This window comes from Citrobacter amalonaticus, from assembly GCF_002918555.1.
Lineage (GTDB): Bacteria > Pseudomonadota > Gammaproteobacteria > Enterobacterales > Enterobacteriaceae > Citrobacter_C > Citrobacter_C amalonaticus_A.
The window spans coordinates 1-19,589 of sequence record NZ_PQMB01000007.1 but is presented as its reverse complement, the minus strand read 5'-3'; the positions used below and the strand labels follow the sequence as shown (position 1 = coordinate 19,589).

Here is a 19,589-nt window from a genome sequence, read left to right as displayed (position 1 = left end):
ATGGTAACGCATAAAGAAATCACTGATTTTACTGAAGCTGAGTTCCTCAGTTTTGTTGAAGATATTTGTAACGATACCTATCCATCTGAAAAGGCTCATATGGCTGCTGTAGCAGAGTTTGAGCGGCTTTCTGAACATCCGTCAGGTTCTGATTTGATATATTACCCAGAAGAAGGGAAAGGTGGTCCGATCGCGGTTGTTCAAGAAATCAAAGAGTGGCGTAAAGCCAATGATAAACCCGGCTTCCGTAGTGAGTAAATTGCTCAGTGATTATACAAAAAGCGATTTCATCAGCTTAATCGCCGAGATTATCGGCGGCCAAGGGACTGAAGCCCATCAAGACAATCTTTTAGAATTGTTCATTCTACTGACTGAACATCCTGAAGGTTCAGACCTAATTTACTATCCTCAATCGGCTGCGGACGCAACAATCCTGTGAACCCGATGGGGAAGATGTTCTTTAATAATGTAGCTGGCTACCTTTGCCGGGTTTGCAGGGGATCTGGTACGACTGCGTATTCGCGAAGGTATGGCCAGATGCCATCAATGCCATCGACTTTGGCCGAATTAACGCAAAAGCGGTGCTCGAACATGCCCTCTCGCTGATGCGTACCTGATTGACCGTTGCTCACCTTTCCCCCTTGTCATTCATCCCGATGGCTGAGAGATTTCCTGTTTTGTGATAAGTAACACAAAAAGCTATTTTATGCTTTTATTTCAGAAGAAAGAAAAAGCAAACGATCGCTATCTCAAAATTACACTCTGATAATTCGGAAAAACAAGCTGTTAATATATTGTTGATATTGATAATCATTTGTACGTAATGGTTTGAATATTAATAGCGTAAATGTTTCTTTACATACAAATAAGCCGTAAAAATGTGATGTGTACCATTCTTTAGCCATAATTATGATTCATTTGTAACTATATTTGATAAATTACGCATTAAATTTAAGGCGCTTTTTGATTGTTAATTGATCGGTAATTGCTTGAAATATAGTCTTTCATCGTTTTTGAAAATAAATCATGAAGTGGCGATGTTATCGCCATAAAATATCGTTATCCCCCCCATTTTTTTTGATTAAAATCAGAGTAAGGTGCGATTAGTTTCATTTAACTATATGATATATAACAAATTTATATTTATAATATAATCTTACAAAATGTTAATGAAGGTAATTTGTGAGTGGTCGCACATATCCTCTTTCTCTTAATTTGGTACACTTCAGGCCGTCAATAAAGTAATTAATGCAGGTCGATATGAATACTTTTCTTCTCCCTAAAACACAGCACCTGGTGGTCTTTCAGGAAGTAATCAGAAGCGGTTCTATCGGCTCGGCTGCAAAAGAATTAGGTTTAACTCAACCCGCCGTGAGCAAAATCATTAACGATATTGAAGCTTATTTTGGCGTTGAGCTTGTCGTAAGAAAAAATACCGGCGTCACGCTGACCCATCCGGGCCAGGTGTTGCTCTCCTGGTCTGAGTCGATCACCCGCGAGATGAAGAACATGGTCAATGAGATGAACAGCATGACGGATAACGCCGTTGTCGATGTCTCGTTCGGCTTCCCTTCGCTGATTGGTTTCACCTTTATGTCCGGTATGATTCAGAAATTCAAAGAGGTTTTCCCAAAAGCTCAGGTCTCCATGTACGAAGCGCAGCTCTCCTCGTTCCTGCCCGCGATTCGCGACGGACGCCTGGATTTCGCTATCGGTACCTTGAGTGACGAAATGAAACTGCAGGATCTGCACGTGGAGCCGCTCTTTGAGTCAGAGTTTGTCCTGGTGGCCAATAAGTCCCGAACATGCACCGGCACCACCACACTGGAATCGTTGAAAAACGAACAGTGGGTGCTGCCACAAACGAATATGGGCTACTACAGCGAACTCCTCACTACGCTACAAAGAAACGGCATCAGCATCGAAAACATTGTAAAAACAGATTCCGTTGTCACTATTTATAATCTTGTTCTCAACGCCGATTTTCTGACCGTTATTCCCTGTGATATGACAACTCCGTTTGGTTCAAATCAGTTTATTACGCTCTCGGTGGAAGACGCGCTACCTGTCGCACGTTATGCGGCGATATGGTCAAAAAATTATCGGATTAAAAAAGCAGCATCGGTTTTGGTCGAATTAGCTAAAGAATACTCATCTTATAATGGATGCAGGCGAAAGCAATTAATTGAAATCGATTAATTGAGTTTATTATCAATGCCATCGAACTGAATATCATTCGTTGGTTACGGCTATCTATGCTCTAAATAATTCGAGTTGCGGGAACGCTAATGCATCAGCAACGTGAAATACGACGAGTATATTAATTTTATACGCAGGTTAAGAGGTTATAATGCACATTACATACGATCTCCCGGTTGCAATTGAAGATATCCTTGAAGCGAAAAAAAGACTGGCAGGGAAAATTTATAAAACTGGCATGCCTCGTTCAAACTATTTCAGCGAACGTTGCAAAGGGGAGATATTCCTCAAGTTCGAAAATATGCAGCGTACAGGTTCATTTAAAATTCGCGGTGCGTTTAATAAACTCAGTTCGTTAACTGAAGCCGAAAGAATGAAGGGTGTGGTCGCCTGCTCTGCCGGGAATCATGCTCAGGGGGTTTCTCTCTCCTGCGCCATGCTCGGTATTGACGGCAAAGTGGTGATGCCGAAAGGCGCGCCGAAGTCGAAAGTGGCGGCAACCTGCGACTACTCTGCGGAAGTGGTGCTGCACGGTGATAACTTCAACGACACGATTGCGAAGGTTAGCGAAATTGTCGAAATGGAAGGCCGTATTTTTATTCCACCGTATGACGACCCGAAGGTCATTGCCGGACAAGGCACGATCGGTCTGGAAATTATGGAAGATCTGTATGATGTCGATAACGTTATTGTTCCAATTGGTGGTGGTGGATTAATTGCAGGTATTGCCATTGCGATTAAATCAATTAACCCGACTATCAAAGTCATTGGCGTACAGTCTGAAAACGTTCACGGCATGGCGGCATCTTTCCATGCTGGAGAAATAACCACGCACCGAACGACCAGCACCCTGGCGGATGGTTGTGATGTCTCCCGTCCGGGTAACTTAACTTACGAAATCGTTCGCGAATTAGTAGACGACATTGTCCTGGTTAGCGAAGACGAAATTCGAAACAGCATGATCGCATTAATTCAGCGCAATAAAGTCGTCACTGAAGGGGCTGGCGCACTGGCATGTGCAGCATTATTAAGCGGGAAATTAGATAGCTATATTCAGAACAGAAAAACAGTCAGCATTATTTCTGGCGGCAATATTGATCTCTCCCGCGTTTCGCAAATTACGGGTTTAGTTGACGCTTAATCCCGGCTATTAATCTTTTCGTTGAGGATAGGATATGAGTACTACCGATAGCATTGTATCCAGCCAGACAAAACAGTCGTCCTGGCGTAAATCGGACACCACGTGGACACTGGGTTTATTTGGTACCGCCATCGGCGCCGGGGTGCTGTTCTTCCCGATTCGCGCAGGGTTTGGCGGGTTGATCCCCATTCTTCTGATGCTGGTGCTGGCATACCCCATCGCCTTTTATTGCCACCGGGCGCTGGCGCGTTTGTGTCTGTCCGGTTCGAACCCTTCCGGCAACATCACGGAAACGGTAGAAGAGCACTTTGGTAAGACGGGCGGCGTGGTCATCACCTTCCTGTATTTCTTCGCGATTTGTCCGCTGCTGTGGATTTATGGCGTCACCATTACCAACACCTTTATGACCTTCTGGGAAAACCAGTTGCAGATGCCTGCGCTGAACCGTGGCTTTGTTGCCCTGTTCCTGCTGTTGCTGATGGCCTTCGTCATCTGGTTTGGTAAGGATCTGATGGTTAAGGTGATGAGTTACCTGGTATGGCCGTTCATCGCCAGCCTGGTGCTGATCTCCCTGTCATTGATCCCTTACTGGAACTCTGCGGTGATTGACCAGGTGGATCTCAGTAATATTGCACTGACCGGGCATGACGGCATTCTGGTGACCGTGTGGCTGGGGATCTCCATCATGGTGTTCTCCTTTAACTTCTCGCCTATCGTCTCTTCCTTCGTGGTTTCTAAACGCGAAGAGTATGAGAACATTTATGGACGCGACTTCACCGAGAAAAAGTGTTCGCAGATTATCTCCCGCGCCAGCATGCTGATGGTGGCCGTGGTGATGTTCTTCGCCTTTAGCTGCCTGTTCACGCTCTCTCCGCAAAACATGGCGGATGCGAAAGCGCAGAACATTCCGGTGCTCTCCTATCTGGCGAACCACTTCGCGTCGATGTCCGGTACCAAATCCACGTTCGCGACCGTGCTTGAATACGGGGCTTCTATCATCGCGTTGGTTGCTATCTTCAAATCTTTCTTCGGCCACTATCTGGGAACGCTGGAAGGTCTGAACGGTCTGGTGCTGAAGTTTGGTTACAAAGGCGATAAAACCAAAGTGTCGCTGGGTAAGCTCAACACCATCAGCATGATCTTCATCATGGGTTCCACCTGGGTGGTAGCGTACGCCAATCCGAACATTCTGGATCTGATTGAAGCGATGGGCGCGCCGATTATCGCCTCGCTGCTCTGCCTGTTGCCGATGTACGCCATTCGTAAAACGCCGTCACTGGCGAAATACCGTGGTCGCCTGGATAACGTGTTTGTCACCGTCATTGGCCTGCTGACCATTCTGAATATCGTGTACAAACTGTTTTAATCCTTAAGCTCGGGATGAGCGGAGTAGTGAGATGACTGAATTCCCGGTAGTGTTAGTAATTAACTGTGGATCGTCTTCAATTAAATTTTCAGTACTGGATGCCGCTAACTGCGATGTATTAATGGCAGGAATTGCGGACGGTATTAATACTGAAAATGCGTTCTTATCGGTAAATGGAGGAGAGCCAGTAACGCTGGCTCACCACAGCTACGAAGGCGCGTTAAAGGCGATTGCATTTGAACTGGAAAAACGCAATTTAAACGACAGCGTGGCCATAATTGGCCACCGTATCGCCCACGGCGGAAATATCTTTACCGAATCAACGATTATTACTGATGAGGTCATTGAAAATATCCGTCGGGTATCTCCACTGGCACCGCTACATAATTACGCGAATTTGAGCGGCATTGAATCTGCCCGGCATCTTTTCCCTGGCAGTATGCAGGTGGCGGTATTTGATACCAGTTTCCACCAGACAATGGCGCCAGAGGCCTACCTGTACGGGCTGCCGTGGAAATATTTTGAAGAGCTGGGCGTGCGCCGTTACGGCTTCCACGGTACGTCGCACCGTTATGTTTCCCGGCGCGCCTGTGAACTTCTCGAGCTGGCAGAACAGGACTCCGGTCTGGTGGTGGCGCATCTGGGTAACGGCGCATCAATCTGTGCGGTGCGAAATAGCCAGAGCGTCGACACCTCCATGGGGATGACGCCGCTGGAAGGGCTGATGATGGGGACCCGCAGCGGTGACGTGGATTTCGGTGCGATGGCGTGGGTGGCTAGTGTTACCCAGCAGACCCTCGGCGATCTGGAACGCGTCGTTAACAAAGAGTCCGGTCTGCTGGGGATTTCCGGCCTGTCCTCTGACCTGCGCGTGCTGGAAAAGGCCTGGCACGAAGGGCATGAGCGTGCGCAACTGGCGATTAAAACCTTTGTCCATCGCATTGCCCGCCATATTGCCGGACACGCTGCGTCATTGCATCGTCTGGACGGTATTATTTTCACCGGTGGTATTGGTGAGAACTCGGTATTAATACGTCGCCTGGTGATTGAACATCTGGCCGTGCTGGGGGTGAATATCGACAACGATATGAATAGCCTGTCTAACTCCCACGGCGAAAGAGTGATTTCCGGAAAAGACTCCCGCGTTATTTGCGCCGTCATTCCAACGAATGAAGAAAAAATGATTGCCCTCGATGCGATTCATTTAAGCAGAATTAACGCACCCGTAGAATTTGCATAATTAACTGTTGTTCTGTAGAGAGATTTTTTTTCATGAAGGTAGATATCGATACCAGCGATATGCTGTATGCCGAAGCCTGGCTTGGCTTTAAAGGTACGGACTGGAAAGAAGAAATTAATGTCCGTGATTTTATTCAGCACAACTATACGCCTTATGAAGGGGATGAGTCTTTCCTCGCCGAAGCGACGCCCGCGACCACCGCACTGTGGGAAAAAGTGATGGCGGGTATCCGTATTGAAAACTCGACGCACGCGCCGGTAGATTTTGATACCAATATTGCGACGACGATTACCGCGCACGACGCGGGTTATATTGAACAAGAGCTGGAAAAGATCGTCGGCCTGCAAACCGATAAGCCGCTTAAACGTGCCCTGCATCCGTTTGGCGGGGTAAATATGATCAAAAGTTCGTTTGATGCTTACGGTCGGGAAATGGATCCGAACTTTGAGTATCTGTTCACCGAACTGCGGAAAACGCATAACCAGGGCGTCTTTGACGCCTATTCCCCGGATATGCTGCGCTGCCGTAAGTCAGGCGTACTGACCGGTTTACCGGACGGTTATGGCCGTGGGCGAATCATTGGCGACTATCGACGCGTGGCGCTGTACGGCATCCGTTATCTGGTTCGCGAGCGCGAGCTGCAATTTGCCGATCTCCAGTCAAATCTGGAGTGGGGGCAGGATCTTGAAGCCACCATGCGCCTGCGTGAAGAACTGGCGGAGCATCGTCGCGCCCTGCTGCAAATGCAGGAGATGGCTGCGAAGTACGGTTGCGATATCTCCCGTCCGGCGCGTAACGCCCAGGAAGCGGTGCAGTGGGTCTATTTTGCCTATCTTGCGGCAGTGAAATCGCAGAATGGCGGGGCGATGTCGCTGGGCCGTACCGCGTCGTTCCTCGATATCTATATTGAGCGCGATTTCAACGCGGGGATCCTGACGGAGCAGCAGGCGCAGGAGCTGATCGATCACTTCATCATGAAGATCCGTATGGTGCGCTTCCTGCGCACGCCGGAATTTGACACGCTGTTCTCCGGCGATCCGATTTGGGCAACGGAGGTGATTGGCGGCATGGGGCTGGACGGTCGTACGCTGGTGACTAAAAACGCCTTCCGCTACCTGCATACGCTGCACACCATGGGGCCAGCGCCGGAGCCAAACCTGACCGTGCTGTGGTCAGAAGCATTGCCGGTTGCCTTCAAAAAATATGCTGCTCAGGTCTCTATCGTGACCTCCTCTTTGCAGTATGAGAATGACGATCTGATGCGCACAGATTTCAACAGCGATGATTACGCTATTGCGTGCTGCGTCAGCCCGATGGTCATTGGTAAACAAATGCAGTTCTTTGGCGCACGCGCCAACCTTGCCAAGACGTTGCTGTATGCGATCAACGGCGGTGTGGATGAGAAGTTGAAAATCCAGGTCGGCCCGAAAACGGCGCCATTGATGGACGACGTGCTGGATTACAACACGGTGATGGAAAGCCTGGATCACTTTATGGACTGGCTGGCGGTGCAGTACATCAGCGCCCTGAATATCATCCACTACATGCACGACAAGTACAGCTACGAGGCTTCGCTGATGGCACTGCACGATCGCGACGTCTATCGCACGATGGCCTGCGGGATCGCCGGACTGTCGGTGGCGGCAGATTCGCTCTCTGCCATTAAATACGCGAAGGTGAAACCGGTACGCGACCATAACGGGCTGGCGGTCGATTTTGTTATCGAAGGTGACTATCCGCAGTACGGGAACAACGACGAACGCGTGGACAGCATCGCCTGCGATCTGGTTGAACGCTTTATGAAGAAAATTAAAGTGTTGCCGACCTACCGTAACGCGGTCCCGACGCAGTCCATTCTGACCATCACCTCCAACGTGGTGTACGGTCAGAAAACCGGGAATACCCCGGATGGTCGCCGCGCCGGTACGCCTTTTGCGCCGGGTGCGAACCCGATGCACGGTCGCGATCGTAAAGGCGCCGTCGCGTCGCTGACGTCGGTGGCGAAGCTGCCCTTCACCTACGCCAAAGATGGGATCTCCTACACCTTCTCAATTGTGCCAGCGGCGCTGGGCAAAGAGGATTCGGTGCGTAAAACCAACCTGGTGGGGCTGCTGGATGGTTACTTCCATCACGAAGCGCATGTGGAAGGCGGGCAGCATCTGAACGTTAACGTGATGAACCGCGAGATGTTGCTCGACGCCATTGAACATCCGGAAAGCTATCCCAACCTGACGATTCGCGTCTCCGGCTATGCCGTGCGTTTCAACGCGCTGACCCGCGAGCAGCAGCAGGATGTGATTTCACGTACTTTTACCCAGGCGATATAACGCCGGAGGAATAATGAGAAAGATTATTGAAACTGAACGCGCACCGGGGGCTATCGGTCCCTATGTACAGGGTGTGGATCTTGGCAGTCTGGTGCTGACCTCTGGTCAGATCCCGGTATGTCCGCAAACGGGCGCTGTGGCTGAGAACGTAGCCGATCAGGCGCGTCAGAGTCTGGAAAATGTAAAGGCGATTGTGGAGTCTGCGGGTCTGAAAGTGAGCGATATCGTGAAGACGACCGTATTCATTACCGACCTGAACGATTTCACCGTCATCAATCACGTATACCAGCAATTTTTTGACGAACATCAGGCTATTTACCCAACGCGCAGTTGTGTACAGGTTGCACGTCTGCCGAAGGATGTGAAGCTCGAAATTGAAGCCATTGCCGTGCGAGGCGATACGCTGTAATCCCTGTGGGGCGATCCCGCGATCGCCCCGATCCCAATAATGAGTGTGAAACCTGGTCTTCACTGAACGGCGATCCGAGGGTGTGGATATGATTAGCGCATTCGATATTTTCAAGCCTGGCATTGGTCCTTCCAGCTCCCATACCGTAGGGCCAATGAATGCAGGAAAACGTTTTATAGATCAACTGGTAAACAGCGGTGATTTGCTGCGCACGACGCGTATTACGGTTGATTTGTATGGATCCTTATCATTGACCGGAAAAGGTCATGCGACGGACACCGCCATCATGATGGGGCTGGCAGGAAACAGCCCACAAAGTGTAAATATTGACGCGATCCCCACGTTTATTGACGACGTGACGCGCAGCGGACGACTGCCGGTGGCCGAAGGGGCGCATGTCGTTGATTTCCCGGTTGCCGACAATATTATTTTTCATACGACAACCCTGCCGCGTCATGAAAATGGGATGCGTATTACCGCCTGGGAAAACCAGGAGCATCTGCTAAGCAAAACCTACTACTCCATCGGCGGCGGATTTATCGTCGAAGAAGAGCACTTTGGGCAGGTGCATGATGTTGAAACGCCTGTCCCTTATGATTTCCGCTCCGCAAGCGAACTGCTGAAGCAGTGCGAGCGTAACGGTCTGTCCGTTTCCGGCCTGATGATGCAAAACGAACTGGCGCTGCGCAGTAAAGCGGATATTGATGCCGGTTTTGCGCGCATCTGGGACGTGATGCTCGCAGGCATTGAACGTGGCATGAACACCGAAGGCGTACTGCCGGGGCCGCTAAACGTTCCGCGCCGGGCAGTGGCGTTACGTCGTTTGCTGGTTTCCAACGATAGTCTTTCCAGCGATCCGATGAACGTTATCGACTGGATCAACATGTTTGCCCTCGCGGTCAGCGAAGAGAACGCCGCCGGTGGGCGAGTGGTTACCGCGCCGACCAACGGGGCCTGCGGCATTATTCCTGCCGTACTGGCCTACTACGATAAGTTTCGTCGCCCGGTGAATGCGAATTCAATTGCCCGTTATTTGCTGGCGGCAGGCGCTATTGGCGCGTTGTATAAGATGAATGCGTCGATTTCCGGTGCGGAGGTCGGCTGTCAGGGAGAGATTGGCGTGGCCTGCTCAATGGCCGCGGCGGGGCTGACGGAGCTGCTGGGCGGGAGTCCGGTACAGGTCTGCATTGCCGCGGAAATCGCGATGGAGCATAACCTGGGCTTAACCTGCGATCCGGTGGCGGGGCAGGTGCAGATTCCGTGCATCGAGCGTAACGCCATCAATGCGGTAAAAGCGGTCAACGCCGCGCGTATGGCGCTGCGCCGGACCTCCGAACCGCGAGTCTCGCTCGATAAGGTAATCGAGACAATGTATGAAACGGGCAAAGATATGAACGACAAATACCGTGAAACGTCGCGGGGCGGGCTGGCGATTAAGGTGGTCTGCGGCTGACTGTCTTTGTGTTTGTTTCTCCTTTCGGGCGCACCTGGGTGCGCCCTTTTTTTGGCCTGTCGTGTTTTGAAACTCATGGTGTAATCCGAAACGGTCATTCCAGCTCTGGGGGGCGCTTTATCGCGGTAATCGCAGCCTGAAGACCTTTCAGTTTACGTATCGCTACATCAACCACTAAATCTGCGTCACAGCCGGAAATTCGATGTGGATACCGGAACTCATTGTGGCTGGTTCGCTGAGAGATCCATTCACAAGACGCAGTGTCTCAGTGTCGATACCCTGAACGTTACGTGTCAGGAAAAGAGTATATTTTTCCCCATTTTTTTGTGATTAACATCAACATTTTAAATTATTTTACCATTTATCAATCATTTACTGATATCCACTGTTTTAATATGGAGAATGTTTTTCTCCATTTTTGCCTGATTAGAGAGAAAATAGGTAAGATTTTCTTCCCTGCCTAATATACATTTTAACTGTGGTTGAAGGACGTAAATCACGATGTTGATGATGAAATGGCCATCTATTCTCTGGCTATTAAACGAGGTTTTGGCTGTTGTTTTATTCGCCCTCTTCGTTGACCACATAAATATAAGCTCACGATATTTTATGACTAATAATAGTTTGGGTGTACTCTATGAAAACCAGAACTAAAGATATTGCAACCCTGGCCGTTCACGCAGGAAGCCAATCCGATCCGGTAAATAACGCTATATTTACCCCAATTGTCACAGCCAGCTCATTTATACAACCTAATCTTCACGAAGGCGGTGATTTTTGTTATTCCCGCGTTTCCAATCCAACGCGCAAAGCCTATGAATCTGCTCTGGCAGAACTGGAGGGAGGAATTTATGCTACCGCCACGGCTTCGGGAATGGCGGCTACGAATATCGTGATGGAATTATTGCCTAAAGATGCCCATATTATTGCAATGAAAGGCGTCTATGGCGGAACCTGGCGGTTGTTTGAGAAGCTGAAAACCCACACCACCGGCGCAACGATTTCCTATATTGATCTTAATGATGAGCAAAGCCTGGTTAACAGTATTCAGGAAAATACGGCCTTAATCTGGATTGAAACGCCAACTAATCCATTGCTGGAACTGGTCGATATCGCGAAGGTTTGCCGTATTGCGAAAGAACACGCAATCACCACCTGTGTCGATAATACTTTTGCCAGCGCCTGGAACCATAAACCACTCGAAATGGGAGCGGATATGGTGATGCTCTCTACCAGTAAATATGTTGGCGGGCATTCAGATTTAATTGGCGGCGCGGTAATAACCAATAATGAAGCTTTAGCATCCCGACTCGATTTTATTAAAACGACTATCGGTTCTATTGCGTCACCTTTTGATGCTTATCTTGCCCTGCGCGGTATGAAAACGCTGGATCTGCGCATGGAACGCCAGTGCAGCAACGCTCATCGTGTTGCGGAATATCTGGAAAACCATCCGGCGATTGCCAGCGTCTATTATCCTGGCCTGCCATCGCATCCTCAGCATCAGCTGTGCAAGGCGCAAATGCGCTCAGGTGGCGCGGTGGTAACGGCAACATTGAAGGGGGATCTCCAGAGTCTTAAGCGTTTTATCGGCGGGCTGCACTATTTTGTGCTGGCGGAATCGCTGGGTGGGGTGGAGAGCATGATTAACCATTCGGCTTCCATGTCCCATGGGTCGATGTCAAAAGAAGAACGGGAAGCCATCGGGGTTTATGACACTACGCTGCGTTTTTCCGTGGGTATTGAACATATCGATGATCTGCTACAAGACCTGGACATAGCCTTCGCCGCTATGGACATCACACAGGGTAACCATCATGCATGATTATGGCATCTGGACGATTATCACCCCACTGGTCACCATTATTCTGGCGATCCTTACCCGCCAGGTGATCCTCTCGCTGCTTACCGGTATTTTCGTCGGCTACGCGGTGATTAACCACAGTATTATTCAGGGGGTTGGCGGCACCCTGAACGGCATCATCGAAACATTCGCTTCCGCCGGTAATACGCGAACGATTGTGTTTATGGTTATGATCGGCGGTATTATGCGGCTGATTGTGGTGACTGGCGGCGTGCGTAAGCTGGTGCAGTTTCTCTCGGAGAAAAATGATTTTGTCACTAATAAAAAGTCGGTACAGCTGCTGGCGATGGTGGTGACATCGTTAATATTTATCGAGAGCTCAATAAATCAGCTGATCGCTGGGGCATCCACGAAAAACCTTGCCCGACGCTATAAAGTTTCGCCAGAAAAGATGTCCTATATTATCCAGACTTCCTGCGTTTCCGTCTGCTCATCAGTGATGATCAACGGCTGGGGAGCGGCGATGATGGGGGTTATCGGCGTACAGATTGCGCAGGGGTACCTGACCGGCGAACCTTTTGAGGTGCTGGCCAGTTCGATGGTCTGGAATATCATGGCCTGGTTCTCATTAGGGTCCGTTCTCTTTTACATCCTCTCTGGCTGCACCTGGGGACCGATGAAAAAGGCTGAAGTGAAGTTTGAAACGGCGCTGACGGAAATAGAACAAGAGCATGGCGAAGAAGATGCGGATCCGGTGATTGACCACCCGGCATGTAATTCATTGCTGAACTTTTTTATCCCGATTCTTTCCACGGTATTAATGGTTCCTGTTGTTCTGTATATCACCGGTGACGGGCAGTTCTCCAAAGGCAGCGGCTCGATGTCGGTCTATTCCGGCGTAATGTTCGGTACCATGGTTTCATTTATCTGGTTCAGAGTGCGCGGCATTCTTAACGTTGAGAACTTTTTCAAAGAGCTGTATATCGGCTATGCCAGCATGGTTAAAATTAGCTCAATCATGATTCTGGCCTTCCTGATGGGGCATATTTCTGCGGAGCTTAATACCGGGCAGTATATTGCTTCTATAACCTCCGGTGTTATTCCATCCGGCTTTGCCATCGGCTTTATCTTCCTGATTGCGGCGGTAATGTCTCTGGCAACAGGTACCTCATGGGGAACCTTTGCCATTATGATTCCGATTGGCGTTCAACTGGGCGTGTCATTAGGCATTGACCCGCACTTTATGATTGGTGCAGCTATTTCAGGATCAATTTTTGGCGATATGACTTCTCCCATCTCCAGCGATGCTATCGTCGCCTCAATGGCGACCAACTGTGACCATATTGAACATATTCGTACTCAGATGCCTTATGCGCTGGTGACCGGGGGACTTGCTCTTATTGTCTATTTAATTGTCGGTTTTACTCTTTAACCCAAACATTATTTAAGGATTGGCTATGACTAAGGTTATTGCGACAGAAAATGCTCCACAAGCAATTGGCCCCTATATCCAGGGTGCGCGAACCGGTAATTTTATTTTTACTTCTGGCCAGTTGCCTATTAATCCGCAGACGGGAAGCATTCCTGAGTGTGCCGAAGGCCAAACCCGGCAGAGCCTGGAAAATATTCAAGCCATTATTGAGGCCGGAGGACTGACGGTCGACAATATTTGTAAGATTACTATTTTTGTGAAAGATCTGAATGAGTTTGCCGTAATCAATAATGCTTATGCTGAATTTTTCACCCAGCGTAACGCTTCTTTCCCGGCGCGTTCTTGTGTGGAAGTCTCCCGGCTACCGAAAGATGTGAAAGTAGAAATTGAAGCCGTGGCCTGGCGAAGCTAATTCAAGGTAAATACGACTTTACGGCGGCTCATCAGCCGCCGTTTTTATTTGAAGGGAAGGTTTATGTCTGTAAAAAACTATTTGCATAGCTTATCGCGCGTCGCACTGGTGGGGGGCGTCACGCCCGTTCAGCATCTGAAGCGACTGTCGGAATATTTACAGCGCGATATCTATATCAAACGCGACGATGTTTCGCATCTTGGTATGGGCGGTAATAAGCTCAGAAAGCTGGAATTTCTGGCGGCAGATGCCATTAATAAAGGTTGCGATACACTGGTGACCGCCGGGGCAATTCAGTCCAACCACGTACGACAGACCGCGGCAGCGGCCGCACATCTTGGGCTAAAATGCGTGGCGTTGCTGGAAAATCCGATTCAAACCGCAGAATCTAACTATCTCTGGAACGGCAATCATCTGCTATATAGCCTGATGGGCTGCAAGGTTGAAATAGTTGATGAACTTAACGATCCAGACGCGCAGCTACAGCAGTTTAGCGCCAGGCTTTCGGCAAAGGGAGCGAAGCCCTATATTATTCCCGTCGGTGGTTCAAACGCGCTCGGTTCACTAGGCTACGTTGAATGTGCGCTGGAGATAGCGGAACAGTGCGACCGGATGAATCTTAATGTGCAGTCCGTGGTGGTACCTTCCGGGAGTGCAGGAACGCATGCCGGGTTAGCCGTTGGTTTTGCCCATTGCCAGCCTGAGATGGAGGTCGTAGGTGTGACCGTTTCCCGCATTGTTGGCGATCAGCAGCCCAAAGTGGAGAAGCTACAGCGCGAATTATCCACGATGCTGGATGTGGCGGCATTGTCGCCGCTGACGCTGTGGGATGAATACTTTGCACCGCGCTACGGTATGCCGAATACCGAAGGGATGCATGCAGTGGAGCTGCTGGCGCATCTGGAAGGCATTATGTTAGACCCGGTATACACCGGCAAGGCGATGGCCGGTCTGATTGATGGTGTGAAAAAATCGCGCTTCAACGGTAGTGGGCCGGTGATGTTTATCCATACCGGCGGCGCACCGGCGCTTTTTGCTTATTATCCTCACGTCTGATTTACTGCTTTAAACGCGAATTCAAACCACTCCAGCGGCAGCGGGCCGGAGTGGTTTTTTACATGTCATGGGCAGGGAATATAAAGCGGGGACGTCCGGGGGCGTATTTCTGCCGGGCGGCGACTGGCGCCTTGCCCGGCCGGTGGAACCTTTAGTGTCGTGTAAACAGTCTAGTAACGCTTGTGCGCCATGATTTCGATAATTTGTCGGTCGGTGTGCTGCATGGCCTGTCCGGCGATGGCGCAAAGATTACGAATGGAGTTTTCTACATCATGTTCGACAATCCCGTCGTTTCCGGAAACGACAGAATTATCCAGCGCCAGCAGAATTGCTTTCCAGGCAGAAGAAATACTGGTGGATACTTTCATTGAACAACTGCCAGAAGCACCATCGCAAATTATGCCGCTGACGTCGCCAATCATATTATTGAGCGCCATAGTGATGTTTTCGTAGCTGCCGTCCATTAACCAGAGAATCCCCGCCGCAGCGCCCATCGCGGCGGTAGTGGTGGCGCACAAAGCCGACAGTCGCGGAAGTTTACAGTGGATATAGATAGCCACCAGGTGCGAGAGCGCCAGCGCACGGGCCAGCTGCTGCTGGCTGGCGTTAAGACGTTCAGCGGCCACCACCACCGGCATGGTTGCCGTTATCCCCTGATTGCCTGAACCAGAGTTGGTCATTGCCGGTAGCGTTGCACCGCCCATTCGGGCATCAGACGCGGCGCTGGTCCGGTAGAGGATCTCGGTAAACATATCATCGGAAACCAGTCCCTTATCGACCTGGCGCTTCAGCGTCGGGCCGATATGCAACCCCCACTCCTTCGCCAGACCTTTTTTTGAAAGAGCGTTGTTCATCGATCCGGCGTCGAGAATAAAATTGAGCTCTTGCGAGGGAACATCACAAATGAAATCGTAGATATCACGCAGCGAGCTGCCAGCGACCTTGTCCAGCGGGTCAATCGTATCTTCACAGGTATTGTTTTCTGGCTTGATAAACAGAGACTGACCCATCTTTTCAATCGCCACCACGTTGGTGTGGTCACCAACGATAGTTACCGTGGCGTGCAGATCCCCGGCGTAGACTTTGGCACGAACGAAGAGGATTTCATCACAGGGTTCCTGCAACGACACGCGCACGGCACCGACCTCCAGCAGAGCTCTGGCAGCGTTAATCTCACGGGGGGACGCTTTTTTGAGCACTTCGAGTTTAGCCTGTGGATCGCCTGCAATAGCGCCTAAGGCGGCTGCGATGGGCAGACCGGTCATTCCCGTGCCAGGGATTGTCACACCCATACCGTTTTTCATTAAGTTCGGCGAGACCGCTACTTCGATACGCACAATTGCGCCTGACAGCTGCTGTGCCGCCACGGCGCAAGCGAGGGCGACCGACACGGGTTCGGTACAGCCTAAAGCGGGTTTGACTTCCTGTTTCAGAGCATTAATAAACGTATTCCATTCAACATGGCTTTCCCGGTGTGACATGACTGAGCCTCTGGGTCGGTACAGAAAAATGTCCGTCGAGTTATTGAAAGTGTTCTCGACCTTGATTTGCATTTGCGTCTGCGGCCCGAGTTTGTCAGAACGACACAGCTCCGAACGACAGAAACGATAGTAAGAATGTTACCGCACCCGGCAGAGAAAAAAGTTGCATCTTTAGTTTGTAAAACTGCGTTGAGAGAGAAAAATTTTCTTTTTTTATGGCTTTTTAGAGTCGGGACGCAGATTGGCTCTGGGGGCATTAACAGCAACAACTATCCCGACAGAATAGTCTGCGCATGTCGGAATGATTTGAATCCGTCATCAGCTTTATTTTGCGCTTAACGTTGCGATGAGCGCAGGTTCGTAGAGGCGTGGGCACGCAGAGGTACAATGTCGACGGGAAACGCAGGTGATTGAAGGTTTTTCTGGTCAGAAGCATCGTCAGGTTACAACCTGTAAATCTGACGACGGCTTAATGTAACAGACCCCGATTAATCGTCAGGCGGCGGCTTCTTCCTCAGCCAGCCGCACTTCGGCATCTGTCACAATGGCTTCCAGCTCGGTCAGCATCTCTTCGTAACCAAAGCGAACGGGGGAGCCTGACTCCTCCTGGACGATGGCTTTCCTGACGGGCTGACGTTTTTTTGTCGATTTTTTGCTCACGTGAATACTCCCTTTTTAGCTGGCTATACCGGTAAATCTATCAGCAATGCGCGCAGCGGCGTATCGGCAACCAGCGTTATGTTAGCTTCATCACGAATAAATGCGCCATCCCCGCAGGTCAACGCTTCCCGCTCTTTATTGTGGGTTACCGCGTGGAACGTCCCATGAATGGATTGCAGGTAGGCACGCGGCCCGTGCAGCTGAAAATCCACGGATTCGCCTTTTTCCAGCGTAATGTGATGCACCCACGCCTGCTGACGAAGTTGCAGGCTCTTCTGCACGCCGTCAGGGGAGGCGATAAGTTGCTGTTTATCCAGCGTCAGCGAGACTTTTTGTACCCGGGCGTTTTCCCGCTGAGGACACGCATCCAGCCACAGCTGCATACGGGTTAACGGCTTATCTTTGCTGATATTATGTTCGCTGTAGTTGATACCCGGCTGGGCGGCGAGCAGTAATGCCTCTCCCGCTTTTGCCTGCACATGGTTGCCTTCGCTGTCCCGATACTCAGCAACACCTTCCAGAATCAGGTTTAACACATCCACCTTCGGCCAGGTGCGCGGCTGGAAGCAGGCGCCGGGAGCGAGTACCTCTTGATTGAGCACGCGCAGCGATGCGTAGCCCAGCAGTTTTGGGTCGAAATAGTGTCCAAAGGAGAAGGTATACCGGGCCTGCAGCCATCCGTAGTCAGCTTGTCCGCATTGTTTGGCTGTTCGGGTTGTAATCATAATTATGGACCTCTCTTTACTTCCTTTTATGTTAAGGGGCTGGACGCTGCATTGTTAGCCAGATATTCTGCCCGGTATGTTCAAATTTCCTGAATGAGAACGCGATGGCTAAAGAAAGAGCATTGACGCTTGAGGCGTTACGCGTCATGGACGCGATCGACCGCCGTGGCAGCTTCGCCGCGGCGGCAGATGAGCTGGGACGCGTGCCGTCTGCGCTCAGTTACACCATGCAAAAGCTGGAAGAAGAACTGGATGTGGTGTTGTTTGACCGTTCCGGGCACCGCACTAAATTCACCAACGTGGGCCGTATGCTGCTTGAGCGTGGGCGGGTACTGCTGGAGGCGGCGGACAAGCTGACCACCGATGCTGAGGCGTTGGCGCGCGGCTGGGAAACGCATCTGACCATCGTCACCGAAGCGCTGGTGCCAACGCCGGCCTTTTTCCCGCTGATTGAGCGGCTGGCGGTCAAAGCGAATACGCAGCTTTCGGTGATCACCGAGGTGTTGGCTGGGGCATGGGAGCGACTGGAGCAGGGGCGGGCTGATATCGTGATCGCGCCGGATATGCATTTTCGTTCGTCGTCAGAAATTAACTCACGCAAGCTGTATACCCTGATGAATGTCTACGTGGCAGCACCCGACCATCCGATCCATCAGGAGCCTGAGCCGTTGTCGGAAGTGACCCGCGTGAAATATCGCGGCGTCGCGGTGGCGGATACCGCCCGTGAACGCCCCGTGCTTACCGTACAACTGCTGGATAAACAGCCGCGTCTGACGGTGAGCACTATTGAAGATAAACGTCAGGCGCTACTGGCGGGATTGGGCGTGGCAACGATGCCGTACCCGCTGGTGGAACAGGATATTGCCGAAGGACGGCTGCGCGTGGTCAGCCCGGAATCGACCAATGAGATCGACATTATTATGGCCTGGCGGCGGGACAGCATGGGTGAGGCAAAATCATGGTGCCTGCGCGAAATCCCTAAGCTGTTTGTCGGGAAATAAATTCCGTTAAGGGCTACAGGCCGGACAAGGCATTTATGCCGCCATCCGGCATCTGTATGACCGCCTGATGGCGACGCAGAGGCGATTTATCAGGCCTGCGCCATCGGGCATTTCAAGCGTTATTATTACTCTCAACTGCCAGAGTCATTCCAGCGGTTTATTAATATTCAATGGTAAATCGAATTTGCGCTGATTCCGGGTAAATTAAAGAGCTATGCGTATTATTATTTATTTTAAATAATATTTGTTGCGATAAATGTGAATAATAAGTGAATATATTCATATGGAGTATTTGTTTTTCATATTCATATAATAAAAATTATAATTTATAAGATATGCCTTAGTCTCCCCCCGCCATTCAGCCCGCTAAAATGGCGCGTATTAAAAAATTTACAGACAAATCCATGTTTGTAATGTGTTGTATTTTATCAATTTTCAATGACGAACTTGTTCTGTTTTTTATCCGTACTCATAAAAAACAATGTGTTATAGAATGTATTCATGGTGGTGATTCGTTGTCAGCAAATATGTCTTTCGATATACTCCGTTTTTATATAATTTTATTTTTATGGCGTCGCTGTCTCCCGGATTCGGAGAATCTGTGACGGTGTGGTTATGTCGTTTTATTTCGCTCACATCAGAGAGTCACATTATGCAAAGGAAAGCTATCTCATTTTGTATTGCCCTGGCATTAAGCGGTAATACATTTGCCGCCGAACTTAATGACAATGAAGACAAAAAAAAGCAGTGTCCTGCTAATATCAGCAGCCTTTCTCAGACTGAACTTGCCAGACTGTCGCCAGAGTGTCAGAAAGCCACGGAAAGCGTTTTAGAGCAGAACCTGGCATGGGCGGTGGGCGGTATCGCTGCCGTGGCCGCCACG

At 50.1% G+C, this 19,589-nt stretch carries 18 protein-coding genes and 1 pseudogene; 16 read left to right on the top strand and 3 right to left on the bottom strand.

The annotated features are described in order from the left end of the window. The 14 genes and pseudogenes from C3432_RS23920 (at position 1) to C3432_RS23855 (ending at position 14,839) form a co-directional block, all read left to right on the top strand. Positions 1 to 258 (top strand): bacteriocin immunity protein, encoded by a 258-nt coding sequence (locus C3432_RS23920; protein WP_103779616.1) that lies wholly within the window; start codon positions 1 to 3, stop codon positions 256 to 258. Further along, on the top strand, positions 230 to 439 hold the full coding sequence (locus C3432_RS28480; protein ID WP_103779614.1) for a bacteriocin immunity protein: 210 nt from the start codon (positions 230 to 232) through the stop codon (positions 437 to 439). The genes C3432_RS23920 and C3432_RS28480 overlap by 29 nt, the downstream gene beginning before the upstream one ends. Continuing rightward, a pseudogene (locus C3432_RS28475) lies at positions 433 to 535 on the top strand (recombinase family protein); the annotation flags it as partial. The gene C3432_RS28480 and the pseudogene C3432_RS28475, both read left to right, overlap by 7 nt. A gap of 725 nt (positions 536 to 1,260) precedes the next feature. After that, positions 1,261 to 2,199 carry a transcriptional regulator TdcA gene (gene tdcA, locus C3432_RS23910; RefSeq protein ID WP_103779886.1) on the top strand — a complete coding sequence of 313 codons (939 nt, stop codon included), beginning with the start codon at positions 1,261 to 1,263 and terminating at the stop codon, positions 2,197 to 2,199. Positions 2,200 to 2,350: 151 nt separating this feature from the next. Further along, positions 2,351 to 3,340: a bifunctional threonine ammonia-lyase/L-serine ammonia-lyase TdcB gene (tdcB, locus tag C3432_RS23905; protein WP_103779612.1), complete on the top strand. Its 990-nt coding sequence runs from the start codon at positions 2,351 to 2,353 to the stop codon at positions 3,338 to 3,340. Positions 3,341 to 3,374: 34 nt separating this feature from the next. Continuing rightward, the gene (tdcC, locus tag C3432_RS23900; protein WP_103779610.1) at positions 3,375 to 4,706 is read left to right on the top strand and encodes a threonine/serine transporter TdcC; all 1,332 of its coding nucleotides are present in this window, start codon (positions 3,375 to 3,377) and stop codon (positions 4,704 to 4,706) included. Positions 4,707 to 4,737: 31 nt separating this feature from the next. Then, the gene (tdcD, locus tag C3432_RS23895) at positions 4,738 to 5,946 is read left to right on the top strand and encodes a propionate kinase (RefSeq protein ID WP_103779608.1); all 1,209 of its coding nucleotides are present in this window, start codon (positions 4,738 to 4,740) and stop codon (positions 5,944 to 5,946) included. A gap of 32 nt (positions 5,947 to 5,978) precedes the next feature. Further along, positions 5,979 to 8,273, top strand: a complete 2,295-nt coding sequence (gene pflB, locus C3432_RS23890; protein WP_103779606.1) for a formate C-acetyltransferase — start codon at positions 5,979 to 5,981, stop codon at positions 8,271 to 8,273. Positions 8,274 to 8,286: 13 nt separating this feature from the next. Continuing rightward, complete coding sequence (locus C3432_RS23885) at positions 8,287 to 8,682, top strand: enamine/imine deaminase (RefSeq protein ID WP_103779604.1); 396 nt, start codon at positions 8,287 to 8,289, stop codon at positions 8,680 to 8,682. Between the two features lie 88 nt (positions 8,683 to 8,770). After that, positions 8,771 to 10,135, top strand: a complete 1,365-nt coding sequence (tdcG, locus tag C3432_RS23880; RefSeq protein ID WP_103779602.1) for an L-serine ammonia-lyase — start codon at positions 8,771 to 8,773, stop codon at positions 10,133 to 10,135. A gap of 637 nt (positions 10,136 to 10,772) precedes the next feature. Further along, positions 10,773 to 11,960, top strand: coding sequence for a trans-sulfuration enzyme family protein (locus C3432_RS23870; protein WP_103779598.1), 1,188 nt, complete (start codon positions 10,773 to 10,775; stop codon positions 11,958 to 11,960). Further along, complete coding sequence (locus C3432_RS23865; protein ID WP_103779596.1) at positions 11,953 to 13,371, top strand: Na+/H+ antiporter NhaC family protein; 1,419 nt, start codon at positions 11,953 to 11,955, stop codon at positions 13,369 to 13,371. The genes C3432_RS23870 and C3432_RS23865 overlap by 8 nt, the downstream gene beginning before the upstream one ends. Positions 13,372 to 13,396: 25 nt before the next feature. Then, on the top strand, positions 13,397 to 13,783 hold the full coding sequence (locus tag C3432_RS23860) for a RidA family protein (protein WP_103779594.1): 387 nt from the start codon (positions 13,397 to 13,399) through the stop codon (positions 13,781 to 13,783). A 63-nt stretch (positions 13,784 to 13,846) separates the two neighbouring features. Then, complete coding sequence (locus C3432_RS23855) at positions 13,847 to 14,839, top strand: D-cysteine desulfhydrase (RefSeq protein WP_103779592.1); 993 nt, start codon at positions 13,847 to 13,849, stop codon at positions 14,837 to 14,839. A 170-nt stretch (positions 14,840 to 15,009) separates the two neighbouring features. On the opposite strand, the gene C3432_RS23850 is transcribed toward C3432_RS23855, so the two are convergent. The 3 genes from C3432_RS23850 to C3432_RS23840 form a co-directional block, all read right to left on the bottom strand. Next, positions 15,010 to 16,320, bottom strand: coding sequence for an L-cysteine desulfidase family protein (locus C3432_RS23850; RefSeq protein ID WP_103779590.1), 1,311 nt, complete (start codon positions 16,318 to 16,320; stop codon positions 15,010 to 15,012). Positions 16,321 to 16,815: 495 nt separating this feature from the next. Next, on the bottom strand, positions 16,816 to 16,980 hold the full coding sequence (locus C3432_RS23845) for a hypothetical protein (RefSeq protein WP_103779588.1): 165 nt from the start codon (positions 16,978 to 16,980) through the stop codon (positions 16,816 to 16,818). A 23-nt stretch (positions 16,981 to 17,003) separates the two neighbouring features. Then, positions 17,004 to 17,705 (bottom strand): pirin family protein, encoded by a 702-nt coding sequence (locus C3432_RS23840; RefSeq protein ID WP_103779586.1) that lies wholly within the window; start codon positions 17,703 to 17,705, stop codon positions 17,004 to 17,006. A 104-nt stretch (positions 17,706 to 17,809) separates the two neighbouring features. Between C3432_RS23840 and yhaJ the strand changes: the two genes are divergently transcribed. Further along, positions 17,810 to 18,706, top strand: a complete 897-nt coding sequence (yhaJ, locus tag C3432_RS23835) for a DNA-binding transcriptional regulator YhaJ (protein WP_103779584.1) — start codon at positions 17,810 to 17,812, stop codon at positions 18,704 to 18,706. Positions 18,707 to 19,358: 652 nt separating this feature from the next. Next, positions 19,359 to 19,589: hypothetical protein (locus C3432_RS23830; protein ID WP_146050989.1), on the top strand; the 231-nt coding region annotated here is incomplete at its 3' end.